The following is an 18,761-nucleotide window of genomic DNA, read 5'->3' on the forward strand; positions in this document are numbered from 1 at the left end:
TCTACTTCCAGCGCGCTGCGGACCGTCTCCGCGACCTGACCGGAAGCTTCGAGCGCACCGAGTCCGCGCGGCCCAGTCTCATGATGGGTCGACGCAGGGACTCGGTGCGTTCGACTATGCGGGGGCGGCGCAGTGTGCGCGCACCCCATTCGCCCAGCGTGACGCCGCCGGCCAGTGCGCCGCCCGTGCCCACCGCCGCCAGCAGTGCGCTGAGGCCCAGCAACGTCTGATCGTTGAGCAGGGCGAAAAGGCCGCGGTACACCGACAGACCCGGCAACAGCGGGGTGATACCGGCGACGGCGACGATCAGCGGCGGGATCAGGGCTCGGCGAGCCATGAGACCACCGGCGAAGCCGACCACCGTCGCGGCGATCGCGGACGAGAGCACCGGCCCGAAGCCGACCTGCTGCGCGATGAGGAACACCAGCGCACCGGCGAAACCCCCGGCGAACGCCGCCGTGAGACCTCGGCGCTCCGCGTAGCAGGCCAGTGCGTAGAAGAGGGCCGCGAAGGCTCCGGCCAGCACCTTGGTGGGCACCTGGGCGAGGTCCGGAGGCGCGACGTTGCTCATGACCGGCAGCTCGGCGCCCAGCAGCGCCGCCAGTCGCAGGGTCGTCGCCACGCCCGCGATGATGCCGCCCGTCATCATCAGCAGCTCGAAGAAGCGGGCCGCGGCGGTGATCGGGGCGCCCGTGATGGCGTCCTGCACCGAGCCGACCAGCGACAGCCCCGACAACAGCACTGTCACGCCGGCAGCGATGACCTGGGACGGCAGGATCGAGATGCCCAGTTGTTCCTGGAAGTTGTACAGCGTGATGGCGGGCGCCGACGCGATGAAACCGCCGACCACCTGCTGGAAGAAGAAGGGCAGACCGGCACGGTTCAGCACTCGGCCGACGCGGTCGATCACCATCGTCGACAGGAAGCTCACGGCGGCCACCAGCACACCGCCGCCGAGCAGGACGGAGATCGCCGCGGCCATGCCCGCCCACGCCAGGGTGGCGATCCACCGGTTGTAGGGGTGCGGTGCCCGGGTGACCTCCTTCAGCTCCGCCAACGCGACCGCCGGTGTCGGCACCTCCAGGCGGATCTTGCGGGCGAGAGCGTCCACGTCGGCCAGGCGCGTGAAGTCCATGGACCGGTAGTGCACGATGCGCATCGTGCTGGCCGGGGGGAGTGTCGGGCCGCGGTAGGCGCTGATGACGATCGAGTTGTAGGTGACGTCCACGTCGCACCGGGCGAGGCCGTACGTCGAGGCGATGAACTGCACCTGATTGGCGGTGTCGATGGCACCGGTCCCGGCGGCCAGGGTCACCTCACCGACACGCACCGCGAGGTCGAGCACCTCCGACACGCTGGCGTCGTCGGTGAGGTCGATGGGCTGGAGCGGACTGGGTGCACCCGCCGGGGTGTCGACGATGGCGCGTCGCTCGCCTGTCATGCGTCGTAACGTCGACGCGAAGCCCTGCAGGTAGGTCATTCCTTCTCTCGGTCCGCTCTTGTGTCCGGTTGTCCCGACGAAGGTACCGGGTCCACCCGGGTGTTCCCTGACCGAGGCGGCTCACGCCCACACACCGTTTTCGGCGTCCGGATGCGCCCACTCGTGGCACAGTGCTGGAACCACGTCGACCGTCGGGGGGCGACGACGTCCGACCCTGCAAGGACGGCCCCACCGTGCGCGTGCTCCCCGGAATCTCGGCGGCCGACGTCGACTACGAGAGCGTCGTGGCGTACCACCGCCACGGCACCGCGATCCGGCGAGCGCCCTACCTCATAGCGTTCGCATGCGTCCTGCTTCTCGTGAAGACCGGTGCGGATCTGGCCACCGTCCGAGGTGCCGGGTTCCGTCCGACGGTTCTCCTCGTGTCCGCAGCGGTCACCGCCGCTCTCGCGCTGTGGTGGCTCCGCGGACGGATGCCGGGTCGCTACGGATCGGTCGCGTTCGTGGCCGTCGCCGACATCGTCGTCCTCGCCCCGCTGGTGGTGCTGCCCCCGTCGTCGGTGATCGTCGTCCAGAGCGTGCTGTTGCTCGCGGTGGGCAATTACGCGAGCGCATTCCACGGCCTGCGCGTGTACCTCGTGCACAGCATCCTCGTCCTCGGGGTGACGACGGCGCTGGTGCTGCGAGCGCTCGCCGTGGGGTCCGAGAGCCTGGTCGTCTTGGCCGCGACCGCAGTGGTCATCGCGTTCGTCGTGTACGGCGGATCCACGCTGAACCACGTCTTCTTCACGCAGCTCCGTGACGACGCGGTGCGGGCCTATCACGATCAGCTCACCGGGCTGCGTAATCGTCTGGGCCTGCTCGTCGACGTGGAGAAGCAGATCCATGACGCCGCCGGCACGCCGGTCACGGTGTCGATCCTGTGCATCGATCTCGACGCGTTCAAGTCGATCAACGATCGGCACGGCCACGCGGCCGGCGACGAGGTGCTCAGACGCGCGGCCGGTCGGATCGCCGCGGTCGCCGGGGACGCCGTCAGTGCGCGGACGGGCGGGGAGGAGTTCGCCCTCGTGGTCGTCGGTGCGGGTGACCCCGGGCCACTGATGGCGAGCGCCCTTCTCGACGCCATTCACCGCCCCGACGATCCCACCCCCGTCACTGCGTCCATCGGTGTGGCCACCGTTCCCCTGCCGGACGGCCGCGTCGATACTCAGGACCTTCTGGACACGGTTCTCGCCTCTGCTGATCGAGCCATGTACGAGGCGAAACGTTGCGGTGGGCATCGCGCAGCAGTCGCGACGGGCGACGACGCGCACTGCCTCTGACGACCGGAAACCGTCGTCGACCTCGTTCGGTCGGTCTTTTTCGGGCTCTGTTCCCGCAATGACCGTGTCGACCGGGGATCGTGTGCCTACCATTGTGGCCGACGACGGTGTGGGGACCACCGTCGACACTGTTGTCCGTTTCGATGCAAGGCTGGCTCGAGTGCGTGTTCTCCGCGAATGGTGGTCGTCCGACATCGACTACGCGTGGGTCGCCAATTACCACCGGACCCACGCCTACCTGAGGTCGGCGCCGTACTTCATCAGCGCGGCCTGCTTCCTGCTCGCAGTGAAGACGGTCGCGGATCTGGTCACAGCTCGTGACGCCGGACTCGGCGCATCCGGGTGGGTGTTCGCCGTGGCCACCGTCGTCTCCATCGCGCTCGGTCTGATGTGGGGTCGCGGCCACTTCCTGTCCCGGACGTGGTCGCTGCGCTTCGTCATCATCGGCGACGTCACCATCGCCGCGGTGCTGTTCGCGTTACCGCCGTCCCAGATCGTCGTCATCTCCGCCGCGCTGTTGGTGACGGTGGGGAACTACGCCAATGCGTTCCACGGCGTGCGCGTCTTCGTCTGCCACGAGGCCTGGGCCATCGGCGTCGCCGGGCTGCTGTTCCTCCGACTGGTGACCACCACGTCGGTGGAGGTGTCCGCTGCCGTGTCGACCCTGGTCACCGTCCTCGTGGTCCTCTTCGCCGCGTCGTCGCTCAATCACCTGTTCTTCACCGCACTGCGTGACGACGCGGCGCGCGCGTTCTACGACCAGCTGACCGGTCTACGGAACAGACGCGGATTGCTCGTCGACGTCGAATCGATGCTCCGCAGCGCGCGACTCGCACCCGCCGACGGCGCCACCGTCGTGTCCGCCGTCTGCCTCGATCTCGACGCCTTCAAGTCCGTCAACGACCGCTTCGGCCACACCATCGGCGACGACGTCCTCCGCAGCGCCGCCGCCCGGATCGGTCGGGTGTCCTTCGACGCCGTCTCCGCGCGCATCGGCGGCGAGGAGTTCCTGGTCGTCGTCGCCGGCGACGAGTCGAGGGGACCGGCGGTCGCCCGCGCGTTGCTGCACGCCATCCATCGAGACGACGACGCGACGCCGATCTCCGCATCCATCGGGGTGGCCTCCCTGCCCCTGTCGCAGGCCCGCGGCGACACCGCCGTGATGCTCAACAGCCTGCTCGATCGCGCCGACGCCGCCATGTACCAGGCGAAGCGACAGGGCGGGAACAGGGTCAGCGTCGCCGACCCCGGAACCGACGGGGTGGGCGGGCGCCGGCAGGAGGGGCTCTCGTTATGATGGTGCCGCTCGGTTCGCCGGGCACGCCTCCTTAGCTCAGTGGTAGAGCACTCGCCTTGTAAGCGAAAGGTCGTCAGTTCAATCCTGACAGGAGGCTCCAACTAAAGGTACTTTGACCTGCGGTTACGCGACTTCGCGCGCTTCGCGGGAATGGGTCGCACGGCCCCGATGTCACGAGTTGTCACAAGTCACTCGGAACTGCTCCACCGGGGTCGAAAACCGGGCCCGCGGACGTCGTCAGTTCCCGTGGAGGTCTGACATCGTCTGGAGGCTCTGCGCCGCGATCTTGAGTGCGTCGTTCGGGGCGTGAGCGTATGTGCGCATCGTGAAGGCGGAATCCGCGTGGCCCAGCCACGCCGAGATGACGGCTATGGGAACGTTCTGCAAATGCATCAACGTCGCGCAGGTGTGGCGCGCGTCGTGCAGCCTGATCTGCGGCACCCCGGCGCGTTTACACGCCGTCTGCCAGAAGTTGGACAACGTGTCGGGGTGGTAGGCGTGGCCGAGTACGTCGCACACGATATGGGTGCCCGGTCCGTAGTTCGCACCGGCAGCGGCGCTCTCGAGGTCCTGACGCTCACGGGCGGCGATCAGAGCGGCGGTCAGCACCGGGGTCAGGGGAAGATCGCGGTTCGACCGTTCCGTCTTGGTCAGTCCGTCCACGGCCTGACCGGCGACAGACACTCGGTTGTTGCGGATCGACATGACACCGGCGTCCAGGTCGACGTCGGACCACCGAAGACCGCAGATCTCACCGCGGCGCAGGCCGGACAAGGCAAGGTTCCACGCGTGTCCCACTCGATCGGTCTGCGCGAAAGCCAACATCTGGCGCATCTCCTCGACAGAGAACGTTCGCATCTGCGGCTGGGTGCGCGGCAGTCGATCCACCAACAAGGCGACGTTCCGCACCAGCAGTCCCTGTTTGACGAGGTCGGTCAGCACCGCCGAGATGATGTTGAGCATGGGATTGATGGATTGCGGGCTCCACGGTCGACGCACCGACTGGGGTGTCATCGGTGTTCCGCCGGCGGCGAGTGCGGTCACAAGCGAGTCGAGGTGGCCTTTGGTCAACCTCTGTACCGGCATTGCTCCGTGGAACTGTCTCAGCGGTTCCAGCGCGTGGCGATACGCGTTCTTCGTCGTGGGCCTCACTCGACGGCCCGCGAGCCATGCCTCGCAGACCTCGTCGACGGACAGCGTGCTACCCGAGACGTGAACACCACGGTTGACCTCGTCGGTCACGCGGGCTAAATACGCGCGAGCGTCCTTCTCGGTATCGAATCGCCGCCGGGACTGAGATCGCGTCGTGTGCAAGTACGTGGATCCATCAGGTCGCAGGCGCGGTACCTCTCGCGTCCCCGCATCGACAGTGACCTGGTAGCGAACAACTTCTTTCGCCGTACGGCGATCGGTGACCGAGATCTTGCGGATCTGCGGGGGTAGTTGGTTTCTAGCCATCGACCGACTGAGCCGAACTGGCAGCGATGTTTCTCAGTGCTCCCGCAGGGATCCGCGTCGATCGCGTACTCGATGAGCGATCAGCCACGGGGGAGTCCATCTCCGACGGTCATGCCGAGCCCGGCCATGGTGTCCCGATGCGCTGCCGTCTGCTTGAGCGCGTTCTCGTAGATGATCTCCAGGGCTTCGATCTGGTCGGGCGAATCGTTGTTCTCGAGTGCCCTCTGCAGCTGCTTGCGTGCGCTACGCATCGCGGTGATCGAGCGGTGCCATTCGTGAGTCAGCGTCGTACGGTCTCTGCGGGCGTCGAACTGGCGGCGCACGAACACCGGAACCGGCTGCCCGGTTGCTTCGTCGGACCATCCCGAATCCTCGAGCATCAACAGGCCGCTCTCCCCTCCCACCCACCTGACGGCGTCGTGGGATTCCTGGGAAACCCCGGGGAGCACGTCCACGGTTCCGCGGGGAAGATCAGGGAACAGCAGCTGGGCCGGCGCCACGTCGAGCGCTGCGGCCAGTGTGAGGAGATCAGCGACGTCGAGCCCCCTCCGCCGCCCTGTCTCGAGGTCGGAGATCACCGCCCTCGATATGTGGTGGCCGAGCTCGGCAGTGCGGTCGGAGAGTGCCTGCCCGGACATCGGCGGGGTCGCCGACGTCCGGAGTCGGCGGACCTCGGCCCCCGTTCGATCCACGATCGCTTGGGCCCAGCTTTGCGTCATGAACACGCACTCTACCGCCTTCTGCTGGTTCTCTTGCGGTGATTACACGCGTCAGCTAGTTTGTGGTGGAACCACGTGGACACACCGTATTCAGCGGAACGGATGTGGTGAATCAACGCAGCGGAGGGTGTCATGACGAGGCAACTGTTCAGCGTGCAAGAAGGTATGGACCGCACCGGCTTGGGCCGGTCCAACTTCTTCAACAAGCTCGCATCCGGTGAGATCAAAAGCATCAAGGTAGGCAAGCGCCGCCTCATACCGGATACCGCGATCGACGAGTACATCGAACGCCTCGAGGCGCAGGCATCTTTGTCGACGGATGTCGCGTGAGCTGAGGTACTGCCCGAACAAAACGACGCCCCCGGCGCATCTCGGTGTTACCAGCACCGAGGCCGAGGGCGTCCAAACCGCCTCACATCAGATCGGAGGTTCTTACATTCGACCTTAGGTCATTCCTGCTCGTCCTTCAATGATTATTGACGGGACGAGCCGCACATCAGTTATGTGACTGATGGCGCTGAACGCTGGGCACGTTTTGGTGTCCGCGTCCGTCGTTCTCTGGCAGAGCCCGACGATAACCAGCCTGCCGCCGTTGCCTGTGCACCCTGTAGCGATCCCCGGAGACCGGCCCTGGGCACCATGCCGTCGACTGATCATTGATGACGTGGCGATACCGAAAGCCACGCGCCCATCCGGGTGCGGGGCCAGAGGGCGTGGAGCGGACAACGTGGGTGCGGACATTGGGGGTCACCCCTGGGGGGTCCGGGTGTAGCAGCACCTAGTCCGATGCAGTAGACGGAACCACTCTCCATACCAACAGTTTTCAGGTTCACTGCTCGGAGACCAAGTCTGTGGATCCGGCCAACGGTCGACTCCGGTGCGGGTTCGTTGACAACAGTGAGAGTTACCAGTGATTGCAGTATCGGCGGTGTTGTCACCATCGACCGCTACCCCAGTGATGGTGACATTGCTGGTATTACGTCCTGTGCGGGTGTTGCGTCCCGGTCAGTCATTACCGGTATCGGACTCTTCACTGGGGTGGCGTGTATGGAGGTACGCGCCGCCACTCGTCCCATACAGCCATCACTTACTTTTCTTCCTTCACCCGTATTGCAGGTATTGCGGTACGGGAAGTCTCTTTCTTCGAACTTCCGACACATGAGAGGACACACATGCCACACAACGTGATCGCCTTCTGCAACCAAAAGGGTGGCGTAGGTAAGACGACGACCACCTTTCACATCGTGGATGCCGCCCGTCGCGCCGGCCACCGAGTTCTGGCACTCGATATGGACCCTCAGGGAAACCTGAGTACCGTCCTCAGTGCCGGTGAGCCGGCACCCGGTGACGCGGGGATGGCAGATGCGTTGTCGGACCGGTCGGCCGCCACCCTCGCCGACGTCGTGGCGCCGTCCATCTGGGACGGTGTGGACCTGGTCGCCACCGACCCGAACTCGGAATCCCTCGCCTTCGTGCGGGATGAGCTGATTCTCGGCGGCGCTGGACGCGAGCGGCGACTCCGCGATGCGCTGGAGTCACTCGCTCCGAAGTATGGACTGGTGGTGATCGACTGCCCACCGAGTCTGGACCTGTTGACGATCAACTCTCTGGTGGCGGCTCGCCGAGCCCTCGTGGTCAGTCAGTCCGCGCTGTTCTCCGCGAACGGGCTAGCGCGGCTACGGCGCACCATCGACGTGGTGCGCCGCAGCTACAACCCGACGCTGGAGCTGGTGGGTGCGATCATCAACCTTCATGAACGCAACACCATTGCTGGTCGCGAGCAGCTGGCGGAGATCGCCGACTGCATCACGATCATCGGGGACCCGGTACCCAAGCGTGTAGTGCTGAAGGACTCCTCCGAGGCGCAAACCAGTCTGCTCGACTGGGGGACGACGGACGCCCGCAATTTGGCAAGCATTTACCGCCGTACATCGGAACTGCTGATGGGGGGAGTCGGCCATGATGCGTCCTGAACGTCTGAAGAGCAGCTTGGGCAACTCGAGCCCGCTCGACCCGGTGTCCGAGGTGGCTTCAATTACGGCCGCCGCTGCTCCAGCGCCACCGGCGGGGGGCAAGCCCGTCAAGACCAAGCGGACGTTCTACTTCTACGTCGAGACCAGTGAGCGACTCCTGAATGCGGCCGAGGCCCTGATGGCTACGCCGGGAGCGCCACGCGGCCCGTCCGACCTTGCTGCAGAGGCGGTGGAACGGTACGTCGATTATCTGGAGGCCACCCACAACGAAGGCCGGCCATTCGCGCAGAGAAGTGGGCCCCTGCAGAGGGGACCGCGCATTCGGTAGTTCACAACAGCAATGTCGGTCATCCGGCCTGTCAATCTCACGTGTCGATAGGCGTTTCGACCGGCGTGGTTATGGAATTCAGAATTGGTGTGTAGAGGTCGACATCCGCTGCCGGGGTGCGAATCGATACTACCAGTGAGTAGCGCACAGGTTGATCAATGCGCTTCTTGCTCGAGTTTCGCTTCCACCAGCCGCCCACCGGATAGACTGCGAGAGTCGCACAATCCGCCAATGCGGGTCCGGTGGTTTCCCAGATGTCTTGATGCAGGGAACCGTAATGCCGTTGTCGGCTGCCGAGAGTCCACCTGACCTGGCTCGATGCGGGTCCGACGTCGCCTACTTCCTCGCCTCGTGATTGACGATTCAACCGGCGTAAGAAATGCGATTCGTTCTCCAATGGGTCTTGTAATTCGAATCTAAGTCCGTGTGAGGGATATGAGTAACGCTGTCTCCAACCGCGGCGTGATGCGGTCGGTTCGATGTAGTAGGACAACGTCACAGTCAATGTGAGGTCCGCCGGACCGAGGGATTGGAGTACCTCCACGGGCCACGGGAGATCGTGCAGCCGCAGAGCGGGCATGGAATATGTTTCGCCAACAAACGGTACGAATTGATCTTCGACAACCATCGTGACGCTGTTGTTGCTAGATGTCAAAACTCCCGACTCGGTGGGGACACCCCATCCGTATCTGCGCAGTAGATGCTGTCTTGCTTCAAGTGTGCTTTCCGCGCCGATGCGAGCCGACATCTCGGGCGTCCACCGTGCAGCGTGCACCAATAGGCCCCGGATGGTTTCGGGCCAGTAGTTCGGATATGCCGCCTGTGTAATTGCCGCCAAGCGCGCAGCTTGGGCAGTGGCAGCACTAGTGGCGTTGGCCGATGTGAGTGCAGCGTTGTTGTCAGTTCCTGTCGTGCGTAACGACAGAAGGGGGTGTCGTTCTTCGAAGATCGTTCCATCGGTCAGGACGTTGCCACCCTCGAGCACAATGTCGGGTTTGATAGGCCAGGGGCGGGTCCCGAAGCGGTGTGATGTTCGGCTGTGCGGTGATAGCTCACCGGTCGCCGCGACTGGAGTCCATCCCGTGTAATCAGGGTGTGTCGGTGTGTCATTCATCGTCGTGTAAGCGCCAACTGTGATGGCGTTCCAGGCTTGTCCAGGATCTTCGATTGGCGCGTTGTCGGAACTGGCGAGATGATCGGCGCTGTATGTGTCGATGTTTCCCGCTGACACCACGATGAGGCGCGACGCGGTCGAGTCTGGAGCGGACAAGAGCTTGATGTGTTCGCCGTCGCGTTCGACATCCACCCCTGCCACCAGAGCATCGAGAGTGGCCGACCATAAGGTGGGTTGACCAGGATGGTCGGGCAAGTCCGAAATGTGTGTCACGGGCAGGCAAAAAACTCGTGGTCGCTGCGTAACTACCTCGGGCGCGGCGATTGCTTGCGCCGTGATGTCGCCGTACGTGACTGGATCGGGGACCGTCTCATAACGCCGCGGCAGGATGCGAACGGACTCAAGGCGGTGTGTAAGCACAACGGATGTCGTTCCCAGGAGATGGGCGTCGAGCGTGCTGCCGAACAGTGCGATACCCGCCATCGAAGTGCCGTGCCCGCTGCGGTCGAACCCGTCATTCCCCACCACAGTATGCAGGTCGTCCTCGTGTAACGAGCCTTCGATCAATATATGAGTGCGCGCGACTCCAGAATCGAGATGACAAACTGCAGGCGCATCGTAAGGCGCAGGAACGACGCGGCTCATCAGGTCTGAAACGTAGTCATTCTGCTCCTCGACGCCAAGATCTTCGATTGTGTCAATGAATTCGGGGCGACGAATCTCGGCAACTGGTACGGCTGTGAAAGGGAGAGCCTGTAATTGAATCCAGGGCGCTTCGATCCAGCTGACGATTCGATCTGAGAGCGTCATGGACCTGCTGGAGATCCGGAGCTGCTGCTGTCCCGCATAAGACCGCAAGAGTTCGACAGCATTCGGGTCCGGGCGCATCCAGACCTCCCACCAGTGCGTCCCCCTCGTATTGGGCTGACCGGAAGACTGCCACAAGTCTGCAAGGACCGTAGCGCGTATGCGGGCGATGTTGGCGACCAGGCCAAGGTTTGCGGGCTGCCCATTCTTGGTGTTGCGATTGGCGTAATCCTCGAACAGTTTTAGAAATTCGGGCCGATTTTGATCATTGACCCAAACCATCGCTTTCTCGGGTACGTCATTCTCGAGGTCAGCGGGAGAGACTGTGAGCAACAACCATCGAGGCAGCCCGTTGCCTCCGCTCGCTCGTTGCAAAGAATTAAGGCGCAGCGGGTATTCAGACTCGAATCCTTCGATGGTGACGATGGATCCGAGTGCGACGAGCTCTTCCATGGTAGGCGTAACTATTTCGGTTCGGTAGCGGTCGATATCCGCGAGCGAGGAAGTCAGCTCCATGCTGCGTGCCGCGGCATGAATGGCTCGATCAGCAATCGGCCGGATCCTTGCGTTGCCGCGTCCATTCGGAGAGAACGCCCGATTCGCCGCACGGCCTCGCACTGTGAGATGCGGAAGCGCAACAGGGTCAGTCAAGGCTCGCCGTTCGACGGCTGGTCAAGGCAACACGGACGTCCTCGGTGGTGACGCGATCGGCGCCGCTCAGCACCGCGGTTTTGGCGGCAGTCTCCGCGGCCCGGACAAGATCGGCGTGGGACAACCCGTGTGTTATCTCGGAGATCGATGCCCAGCGGATGCCGCGCGCCATCGTTCCTAATCGACTTCGCATTACTGACGTCGCCTGTTTAGAATCGGGCAACGAGTAAGTCAATACCATATCGAAACGCCGAAAAAGAGCTCGGTCGAGAATCGAACGGTGGTTAGTTGCCGCCACAACTAGGCTAAGTGGGCTAGCTTCTTCTAGAAAAATTAGAAAGGAGTTAAGAATGCGACGGGCCTCACCAACATCGTTTCCCGCCCTATCGCCGCCGAGTGCATCGAACTCGTCGAACAGATAGACCGCTCGCTGGTCGGACACGGCGGTGAACACTGTCCGAAGTTTGCTTGCGGTTTCGCCCATGAATTTGCTTAGTAGAGAATCAAGTCTCACTGTGATCAGAGGCAGTGACAATTCGCGAGCGAGCACTGATGCTGTCATGGTTTTACCGGTACCAGGTGGACCTTCAAGAAGCAGGCGGTGTGCGGGAGTGAAGCCGTGGTTGAGCAGCGCGGTACGTTGACGTTGTTCGGTGAGCACTCGGTCAACCTGGTCCTTGAGGTCTGCGGGCAGCACCAAATTGCGTAGCGCTACGTCAGGGTGGGTAGCGGTGACAAGGTCAGCAAGATCGCCGCGTGGGCGCGCTATGGACGTGACGCTCGACGGCGGAGTCGCTGAGCGTGACCTTTCGACGGCGTCCTTCAAATCTTGGGCGAGCCTGCCGTGTCCTTGTCTTGCTGCTTGGGCAGCCACTTGCATGGCGATCGAATAGAAGGACTGGTCGTCCCCGGCTGCATGACTTCGTACCAGCGCCTTGATGTGCTCACCCGAACCAGCCATGACTTACCACCCCTTGCCGCGCCTGTAGCCAAACACCGCTCACGGGTCCAGCTCGTGATGGGTTGGGTTATTCGTTGTGCGATTCATGCACGAGCTTGCCACCGTCGCGGGCGGACGTGCGAATCAGGGAGCCCTACGTGGATCTTCCGTAGGGTGCGGTTCGCATCCACGTCGCCTGAACAAGGATCTCGATGCCCCGTCCGCACGACCCGTCCACGAACCATTTGGGCTATCCCGAACTGCCCCACGACGCATCCGTCGTCGGTGGACGTGGATCCCCTCGCAGTTCTGGTACTGCTGATCCTGGGGCCGATTCGCTCCTCCTGAGTCTGATTCCGCCAGGTCGGCGCACCGTCGGCCAATGGTTCGCAGGCCCACCGGCGGCCGCCGCTCGAAAGTGCAGATAGCTGGCCTGGCTGATGGTCGGTCAGTGAGCGGCGTCGAATGCTTCGACGACCGCGGTGGGGATCCGGCCACGATCGCTGACCTCGTACCCGTTGCTGTTGGCCCACTCGCGGATCGCCCGCGTCTGCTCAGGGTCGCGCTTGGAGGACTTCTTGGTGGTGGCCTCAGCGGCGGCGCGGACAGCGGATGTGTGCCCACCACGCTTGCGTCCGCCGACTTTTGCGGCATGCTCGATGTAGTAGCCGAACGCCTTCCGGAACTCTTCCGCGTTCTTGTCATTCAGGTCGATCGCGTAGTCGACGCCATCGACGGAGAACTCGATCGACTCCCCGGTGCCATCAGCAATAACGCTCCCGTCGATGTCATCGGTCATTTCGACGATCAGATTCTTGGCCACGGTGCTTGTACCTATCTTTCACTGGTTCAGCGGTCACGCGATGCCTGCTCACCGTGTCACATTCACACGGCCCAGCCCTATGGCAAGACAGGTGTGTCGGAGCGCGGGGTGGTAGCGGGAACTACACGACGGGTGAAAGCGTTCTAGCAGTCGTGGATCACGACGAACGTGTAGCCCTTACCCTCGATGGTCACGATCCCGACGACCCCGAACTACGGGCCGCGCACGATCACGTCACGGATGTTCTGCGCGCGCACCGCCACCTCATCACGGAACCCGGACAGCTGCGTGACTGGTACCGCACTACTGCCCTCGCCAGGTTCCGTGAGGCACCCGACCCTGACTAGAACATATGTTCGAGCTTTGCTACGTTGTTGGTGCGGGGCCGAGTGGTGGCGAACGGGACAAGACCGAGGCGTCACGGAAAGCTCTCGGCCCCGCAAACCACTTGCGAGCAGCGGAGACGGAGCCCGAATGACATCAACAGCCGCGCTCACTCCTGCCGCGCGGTGACCGGTCGTGTTCGAGGACTGGCCAGTCAAGTTCACACCCGCACCGCGGCGGGTCTACGACCCGCCCCTACCTGTCGTCATCGACCTCGGCCGCGCGTTCGCCCGCACCCCACGACCTTCGCACCGAGGGCTTGCGCTGCGAGTGAAGCACAGGGACTGCATCTCACCGGCACCGCGCGCGGATTGCTCCGAGCCTGGGTGCGCACTACCTCCGGCGATTGGATTGGACTGTGCGAGGTCGAGTTGCACAGCGGGAACGGCCACGGCACTCTCCGCACGCACCAATGGTGCCCCTCCGGAGCCATCAGCCCAGCACTCACTGGACCGACCTGACGGCCGGTGAATCAGGGACCTGGCAAGGTGCCACACACGTCCATGAGCTCGACACCCATCGAGAGGATGGCCTCCAATGCCCGCACAGTCCTGGGTGACCCTCATTGTCGGCGTTCTCGCCGTCGTCGGGGTCGCCCTGACCGTCCGCCAACGCACCATCGCTGACAAACGCGCCCAAGCATGGGACCGCATCACCTGGTGCCTCGACCACACCCTCAGTGAAGACGACGACGAAGCCGAACTCGGATGGGGCATCTACGCCACCGTCACCGACTCACACCTGATCACCAGCACCGAACGAGAAGTGCTCCTGGCTGTGGCTGCGCAATCGACCCGTCGCGCACTGGCGCAACCATCGCGGATCGAGGACACTGAGAATCAGAACGAGCAGGAGGACCCGCGATGACCACCACCGAACCGCGCAAGACCGATAAAGCAGCGCGACCACGGGTTGCCGCTGCCGCAGCACGCGCCTACATCACAATGGCTGAGCGCGATCGCAAGCCCGTACCGGATTGGATCCGCGACGCCGCGGCAGGCAGGTCGACCACTGTTCCGCCTGAGCAGCCCTAACCAGCACAGTCAACCGACCGAGAGGCCCGCATCCCGCGATGGGATGCGGGCCTTTCGTCCTCTTCCGGTGCTGGCCGAGCAACCACCTTCAAGGCAGCCGAAACGGAGCCTCACTCTGCTCCGCGGACCACTCGACCGACGGCGTACCGCGGACCTGCACCCGAAGAAGTGCCCAAGTCGGCTCGCGCGGCCGGCAAGTCCGGCGGCCCCGTAGGTCCGGCAGGTCCGGTGGCGCCACCGCCACCGCCACCGCCGAACAACCCGCGATCACCGGCAGATTCTTTGCTCCGTACGTTTCGACATCGCCGGTGCCGCAACCGACACAGGACACAACCACTGCGTACAACCCGTCGATCAACGGACCAATCGGAGCGGAATGGCCCGGAGTTTCCGCATAGCCAACTTCCGAGTCGCGCAAGGTCCAACGGCGGCGGGCGCAGAGGAGTAGGCCGCGAGGGCCATCGCAGACCAACCGTGAGCGGCCGGGGGTAGGCCACCCTGCGTGCGTCCACTGAATGGAACTTCGCTGCGCTCCGTCCTCTGACAAGAACACGTCCTGTGTGTCGTGGTGGCTTCACCGAGTCTCCATCACCTGTGACCGCCCCATCAACCGCTGGCGGCTGCGCCGGCCTATGGGCTCCGAAGAACTTTTCACACCCGCACTGGCTGCGCTCGCATGAAAACTTCTTCGGCCTAACGTTTGACGCGTCGGCCCCGTGCGCTGGTGCCTCTCCTCGGCCACCAAGGCACAAAGAAATTGGCAGGGCGAAGTCCGGTCATCAATTCTCGAGGAGAGGTCCCGTCGTGGCCAAGAACACGACCGCACAGCAGCCTCGGACGAACACTGTTCCCAGCGGCCGCACCGCCGCCGCCATCGTCACCCACACCACGGCTGTCGTTACCGGACCCCAGTCCGCAAAGATCACCGTCACCGTCGCCGCGACCGGAGAGGCGCAGATGATTGTCACCTTCGGGCACGTCATGATGACCTTCCGCAACGCCGAAGCCGTGTGCGCAGTGATCGCCGCGTTCGCCTCGATCCGAGCAGCGCTCGTCGGAGCGGACGGCCACGCTCCCGCCCAGGCGGAACCGGGCGAAGAATTCGGTGCCGCTGCCATCTCCGTGCTGTGGCTCTGAGGCCATGAGCACTCGGTGGTGCCTCACACCCGCTACAGCCCTGAACAGCGCCGGAACGTGCACTGGGTCGACTTGCACATGGGCCCTCTGACCTGGCGCATCGTCGACCGCGTCGGCTACGACACGATGATGGAGGAGTTTCGTCGGGTTCATCGCACAGCGGTCGCGGTTCTATCGACGTAGGCCGGTTCCGCCGGGACCCCGCCAAGACCCTCGATGTGTTCGACGAAGTCTGACGCGATACCAGACGTTCGGCCCCGCAACGCGGGGCCGAACGTCGCCTGTCCACAACGGGTCTATGTCCACATGCTCTCCGGGAGCAAGGCGATGCGAGGTAGGCGTGAATGCCGACTGTGTGAGTCTCCACGGCAGCGCAAAACGCGCCATGTGCCAGAGAGGACACTCGATGATTGCGTGGACAGTGACCACCCACCCGGAGAACAGCCCCGAGATCCTCACCGCATCCGGAGCCGAACCGAACAGCGAGACGGCCAAACGAGCCGCCGCTGACGCCGTGAGGTGCGCCCTTCTCGACGCCCGCGAGCACGCCTCACCTGACAACGGCTGCGCCCCTTCTTACCTCGTCACCCTCGGCGGTGACTTCGCGCTTGTCCTAGGTCTGGGCCGGTGCCGGCTGGAGAACTACAACGGCGTGCTCGACAGCCTCGAACGCTTCGACGGAACAGGCAATAATCACCTTCTCTACCTCTGAAGACGTAAACCGCCGCAAACCCGAAATGCAGCGTCAAAAGTGGCCAATCGGTGACGGAGGGCTTGACTGTGATGTAGCCGAAACTGTTGTGCGGCCATAGCTGTAATGAAACTTTGTTATGAATTGAACAGTGGCGGAACGTGACAATATTGCGGCAAATGAAATATAATCGAATTATTGCTTCGAACTGATCTAAAGGCGCGAGCTGTGTCCGGCATCGCCTTCTACCCCAAGCCGAAATGCCAGCAGTGCACGGCGACGCTCCGGGCACTCGACAAGCTCGGGCACGACCAGACCGCCGTTGACATCACCATCGATTCCGGGGCGCGCGGCTCCGTGATGGCGCTCGGCTACCTCGCCCCACCCATGGCGGTCGTCGACGCTAGTCCGCACTGGGGTGGGTTCCGCGATGGCCGCGTAGCCGAACTGGTGGAAGCGGCAACGTTGCCGGCTGATCCAACCTGACCGAGCTCCTCCAACACCCAGCAAAGGCCGAGAAATGAGTGCACTGCGGGCAGTTCCCGGACACACGGCAACACCGGTACACGTCGATTCGCGATTCGACCTAGCTCCCTACACTGTGGATCTCGCGGATCTCAGCGCCGATGTAGTCGGCCTTGATCCGCGTACCGACCCGGAATCGCTGACCCTTTGTGCGCTCATGTGGTCCGTCGACACCGTCGCCGCCGTACGCGTCACCAGCGCCCTGGAGCCGGCCGACTTCGCGGAACCGGCCTACGCGGAGCTGTTCGCCGTCATCGCCGAACTCGTCACCAGTGAACAGCCGCACGACCCCGCCTCTGTTGCCGCCGTCCTGCACCGAGGCGGGGGAGGGCAGAAGGACGCACCGCTACGCCGAGCCCTCGCGGACGTCGTCACCGCCGACATCACCGGATTCTCCGCTTCCGTGCACTACGCCGACATCGTGCTCTCCCAGTCCTACCGACGGTCCTTCCACATCGCCGGGCAGCGACTCATGCAGGCGGCTGAAGAGGGACCAGAGGACGAGCTGTTCGATTACATGGTCGAGCTCGGCACCGCCCAGCGGGCAGCGTGGAGTCGGCTCAACACCTTCCGGGCCGGGGCAGCGCATCCATGAGCTTCGGGAGATCAGTACAGCTGATTCGTTTCGGTACCTCACCGCATATAGCGACGACGCGGGCCGATGGCGCGACACCGAACGTATACGCGTAACCGACTTCGACACTCGTCGGCACCTTTGAGTGCACCCCGTGTCGCCGGACGCCTTCACGCGCAATGACGCACCGCCCGAGGGGATCGCCACAAGGTGCTACGTGCCTTGTTCTGAGGATGAAGGGTGCAACGTGTCGCCGCACTTGAGTAGAGCGGTATCCCTGCCCGCGTGTAGCTAGAACTAGGTTAGTTCGCCTAGGTTGTGTCCATGACCGCATCGTCTCCGACAGTTGTACCGTGGTATCAGAAGCCTCTATTCACTGCCATTGCAGGAGCTGCTTTCGCAGGTCTGGTCGCATTGGGCGTCCACCAAGTGACGAAAGATGATGAGGCCGAAGCGCCGCCAGAGAATCCGACTATCTCCATCGGCGAACCCGTCGAATGGCGAGGCGCGAGTGGTCAGTACGTAGTTTCCGGCGCAACCACAGACCTGTTGCCGGGGATGCTCGTTTGGTCATTCAACCAGCCCGATGGCGCAGGCACCATATATATGCAACCTGGTCCTTGCAGAGTGGAAGACAATGGAACCTATAAGTGCACGACCGGCTATGCCGGCTCACCCGACGACGACGGTAGGGGCTATCAAGTAATTGTTTCCATTGTCGACGCTCGTCAAGCGGCGCAGCTTGCAGAAAGAATGCTCAATGGAGCAAATATCCCCGAAATAGAAGGCGTTCCTCACGTAACGTCCGGGGAACGATTCGGGCGGTCCGATGCGGTGGCGCAAGTCGCAGCAACCCGGCCGACAGAATAGAGGGCTGACTAGACTTGTAGTAAGAATTCGGTGCGGTAGAACTCGCACGATCGTCGCAACGCTGCGCCCCGATACCACCTTGTTCGTGGTGACGCCTCGGCCGTGCGGTCGGGACGCCGCGGCGAGCGGCATGTACAGGCGGTGAAGATGCCTCGACGTCCGATACCGCCGTCCGGGTAGCGGAGCGGGAACGTGTCGGCGATGCGTTCGCACCCAGGAAACGGGGTGGCGGAGAATACGTGCTGGCGGATCGGTCCGAGACCCCGTGAACCAAGAACCTCGTCTCTTCAATCCGTTGCAACCATGAGTACTGAATCTCGCGGTCCCAACCGCCGAGCCGTCGCCGCCGCGGTCCACGCGAAGAGGTAAGTCGGTGTCGCGGCTTGAAGCCTTCGATAGCGACCAAGCGTGGCGCAGTCCGGTCACTGCCGCGGCCGGCCGCATCGCGCCAGCATGTTCAGAAGGGAAAGCATCACCGGCGCCGTCCGCTTCGCCAACGGCGACCGCAGTTCGGTACCGAACGGCGCCAGTCCGGCGATGTGCTGCGCCGCCTCGGACTTCGGTGAACGCCGCTAACTGGGTGTCGGTGCCGTCCACGCTGCGGGTCTGCACGATGAGGGTGAGGACGGAGGAGATCGCGTGCGCCGCCTGGTCGGGATGGTCGAGATCC

The 18,761-nt window shown here is 63.6% G+C and carries 16 protein-coding genes and 1 tRNA gene; 11 read left to right on the forward strand and 6 right to left on the reverse strand.

Annotated elements, in window-relative coordinates; all coding sequences use genetic code 11:
- Window position 1 precedes the first annotated feature (1 nt).
- Window positions 2–1,471 (reverse strand): threonine/serine ThrE exporter family protein, encoded by a 1,470-nt coding sequence (locus ASG69_RS21050; protein ID WP_373425300.1) that lies wholly within the window; start codon window positions 1,469–1,471, stop codon window positions 2–4.
- 203 nt (window positions 1,472–1,674) lie between these two features.
- On the opposite strand from ASG69_RS21050, the gene ASG69_RS21055 reads away from it, so the two are divergent.
- From ASG69_RS21055 to ASG69_RS21065, 3 genes are all read left to right on the forward strand, one after another.
- A complete protein-coding gene (locus tag ASG69_RS21055; protein WP_156380617.1) occupies window positions 1,675–2,766 on the forward strand; it encodes a GGDEF domain-containing protein in 1,092 nt (363 codons plus the stop codon).
- A 160-nt stretch (window positions 2,767–2,926) separates the two neighbouring features.
- Window positions 2,927–4,063, forward strand: a complete 1,137-nt coding sequence (locus ASG69_RS21060) for a GGDEF domain-containing protein (protein WP_056695894.1) — start codon at window positions 2,927–2,929, stop codon at window positions 4,061–4,063.
- A gap of 25 nt (window positions 4,064–4,088) precedes the next feature.
- Window positions 4,089–4,163 (forward strand) — tRNA-Thr (locus tag ASG69_RS21065).
- A gap of 137 nt (window positions 4,164–4,300) precedes the next feature.
- On the opposite strand, the gene ASG69_RS21070 is transcribed toward ASG69_RS21065, so the two are convergent.
- Window positions 4,301–5,305 (reverse strand): tyrosine-type recombinase/integrase, encoded by a 1,005-nt coding sequence (locus tag ASG69_RS21070; RefSeq protein WP_235579029.1) that lies wholly within the window; start codon window positions 5,303–5,305, stop codon window positions 4,301–4,303.
- Between the two features lie 296 nt (window positions 5,306–5,601).
- Window positions 5,602–6,240 (reverse strand): XRE family transcriptional regulator, encoded by a 639-nt coding sequence (locus ASG69_RS21075; protein ID WP_156380618.1) that lies wholly within the window; start codon window positions 6,238–6,240, stop codon window positions 5,602–5,604.
- Window positions 6,241–6,372: 132 nt separating this feature from the next.
- Here ASG69_RS21075 and ASG69_RS21080 point away from each other — a divergent pair, with 132 nt between their 5' ends.
- Both ASG69_RS21080 and ASG69_RS21085 read left to right on the forward strand, forming a co-directional pair.
- Entirely contained in the window at window positions 6,373–6,570 is a 198-nt protein-coding gene (locus ASG69_RS21080) for an excisionase family DNA-binding protein (RefSeq protein ID WP_027506918.1), read from the forward strand.
- Between the two features lie 713 nt (window positions 6,571–7,283).
- Window positions 7,284–8,213 (forward strand): ParA family protein, encoded by a 930-nt coding sequence (locus tag ASG69_RS21085; RefSeq protein WP_235579030.1) that lies wholly within the window; start codon window positions 7,284–7,286, stop codon window positions 8,211–8,213.
- 365 nt (window positions 8,214–8,578) lie between these two features.
- Here ASG69_RS21085 and ASG69_RS22375 read toward each other — a convergent pair whose 3' ends face one another.
- The 3 genes from ASG69_RS22375 to ASG69_RS21100 form a co-directional block, all read right to left on the reverse strand.
- On the reverse strand, window positions 8,579–10,978 hold the full coding sequence (locus ASG69_RS22375; RefSeq protein WP_156380619.1) for a S8 family peptidase: 2,400 nt from the start codon (window positions 10,976–10,978) through the stop codon (window positions 8,579–8,581).
- Window positions 10,979–11,105: 127 nt separating this feature from the next.
- Window positions 11,106–12,074 carry an AAA family ATPase gene (locus ASG69_RS21095; protein WP_056444084.1) on the reverse strand — a complete coding sequence of 323 codons (969 nt, stop codon included), beginning with the start codon at window positions 12,072–12,074 and terminating at the stop codon, window positions 11,106–11,108.
- A gap of 427 nt (window positions 12,075–12,501) precedes the next feature.
- Complete coding sequence (locus ASG69_RS21100) at window positions 12,502–12,876, reverse strand: histone-like nucleoid-structuring protein Lsr2 (protein ID WP_056444087.1); 375 nt, start codon at window positions 12,874–12,876, stop codon at window positions 12,502–12,504.
- A 921-nt stretch (window positions 12,877–13,797) separates the two neighbouring features.
- Here ASG69_RS21100 and ASG69_RS21110 point away from each other — a divergent pair.
- The 6 genes from ASG69_RS21110 (at window position 13,798) to ASG69_RS22670 (ending at window position 18,091) form a co-directional block, all read left to right on the forward strand.
- Window positions 13,798–14,127 carry a hypothetical protein gene (locus tag ASG69_RS21110; protein ID WP_056444089.1) on the forward strand — a complete coding sequence of 110 codons (330 nt, stop codon included), beginning with the start codon at window positions 13,798–13,800 and terminating at the stop codon, window positions 14,125–14,127.
- Window positions 14,128–15,098: 971 nt separating this feature from the next.
- A complete protein-coding gene (locus tag ASG69_RS23195; protein WP_235579031.1) occupies window positions 15,099–15,431 on the forward strand; it encodes a hypothetical protein in 333 nt (110 codons plus the stop codon).
- A gap of 421 nt (window positions 15,432–15,852) precedes the next feature.
- Entirely contained in the window at window positions 15,853–16,143 is a 291-nt protein-coding gene (locus ASG69_RS21120; protein ID WP_235579032.1) for a hypothetical protein, read from the forward strand.
- 207 nt (window positions 16,144–16,350) lie between these two features.
- On the forward strand, window positions 16,351–16,608 hold the full coding sequence (locus ASG69_RS21125; RefSeq protein WP_156380620.1) for a glutaredoxin family protein: 258 nt from the start codon (window positions 16,351–16,353) through the stop codon (window positions 16,606–16,608).
- A 34-nt stretch (window positions 16,609–16,642) separates the two neighbouring features.
- Window positions 16,643–17,242 carry a DnaB-like helicase N-terminal domain-containing protein gene (locus ASG69_RS21130; protein ID WP_082544431.1) on the forward strand — a complete coding sequence of 200 codons (600 nt, stop codon included), beginning with the start codon at window positions 16,643–16,645 and terminating at the stop codon, window positions 17,240–17,242.
- A 303-nt stretch (window positions 17,243–17,545) separates the two neighbouring features.
- Window positions 17,546–18,091, forward strand: a complete 546-nt coding sequence (locus ASG69_RS22670; protein ID WP_156380621.1) for a hypothetical protein — start codon at window positions 17,546–17,548, stop codon at window positions 18,089–18,091.
- The last annotated feature ends 670 nt before the right edge of the window (window positions 18,092–18,761 follow it).

Source organism: Rhodococcus sp. Leaf225, from assembly GCF_001426145.1.
In the GTDB taxonomy this organism is placed as follows: Bacteria; Actinomycetota; Actinomycetes; order Mycobacteriales; family Mycobacteriaceae; genus Rhodococcoides.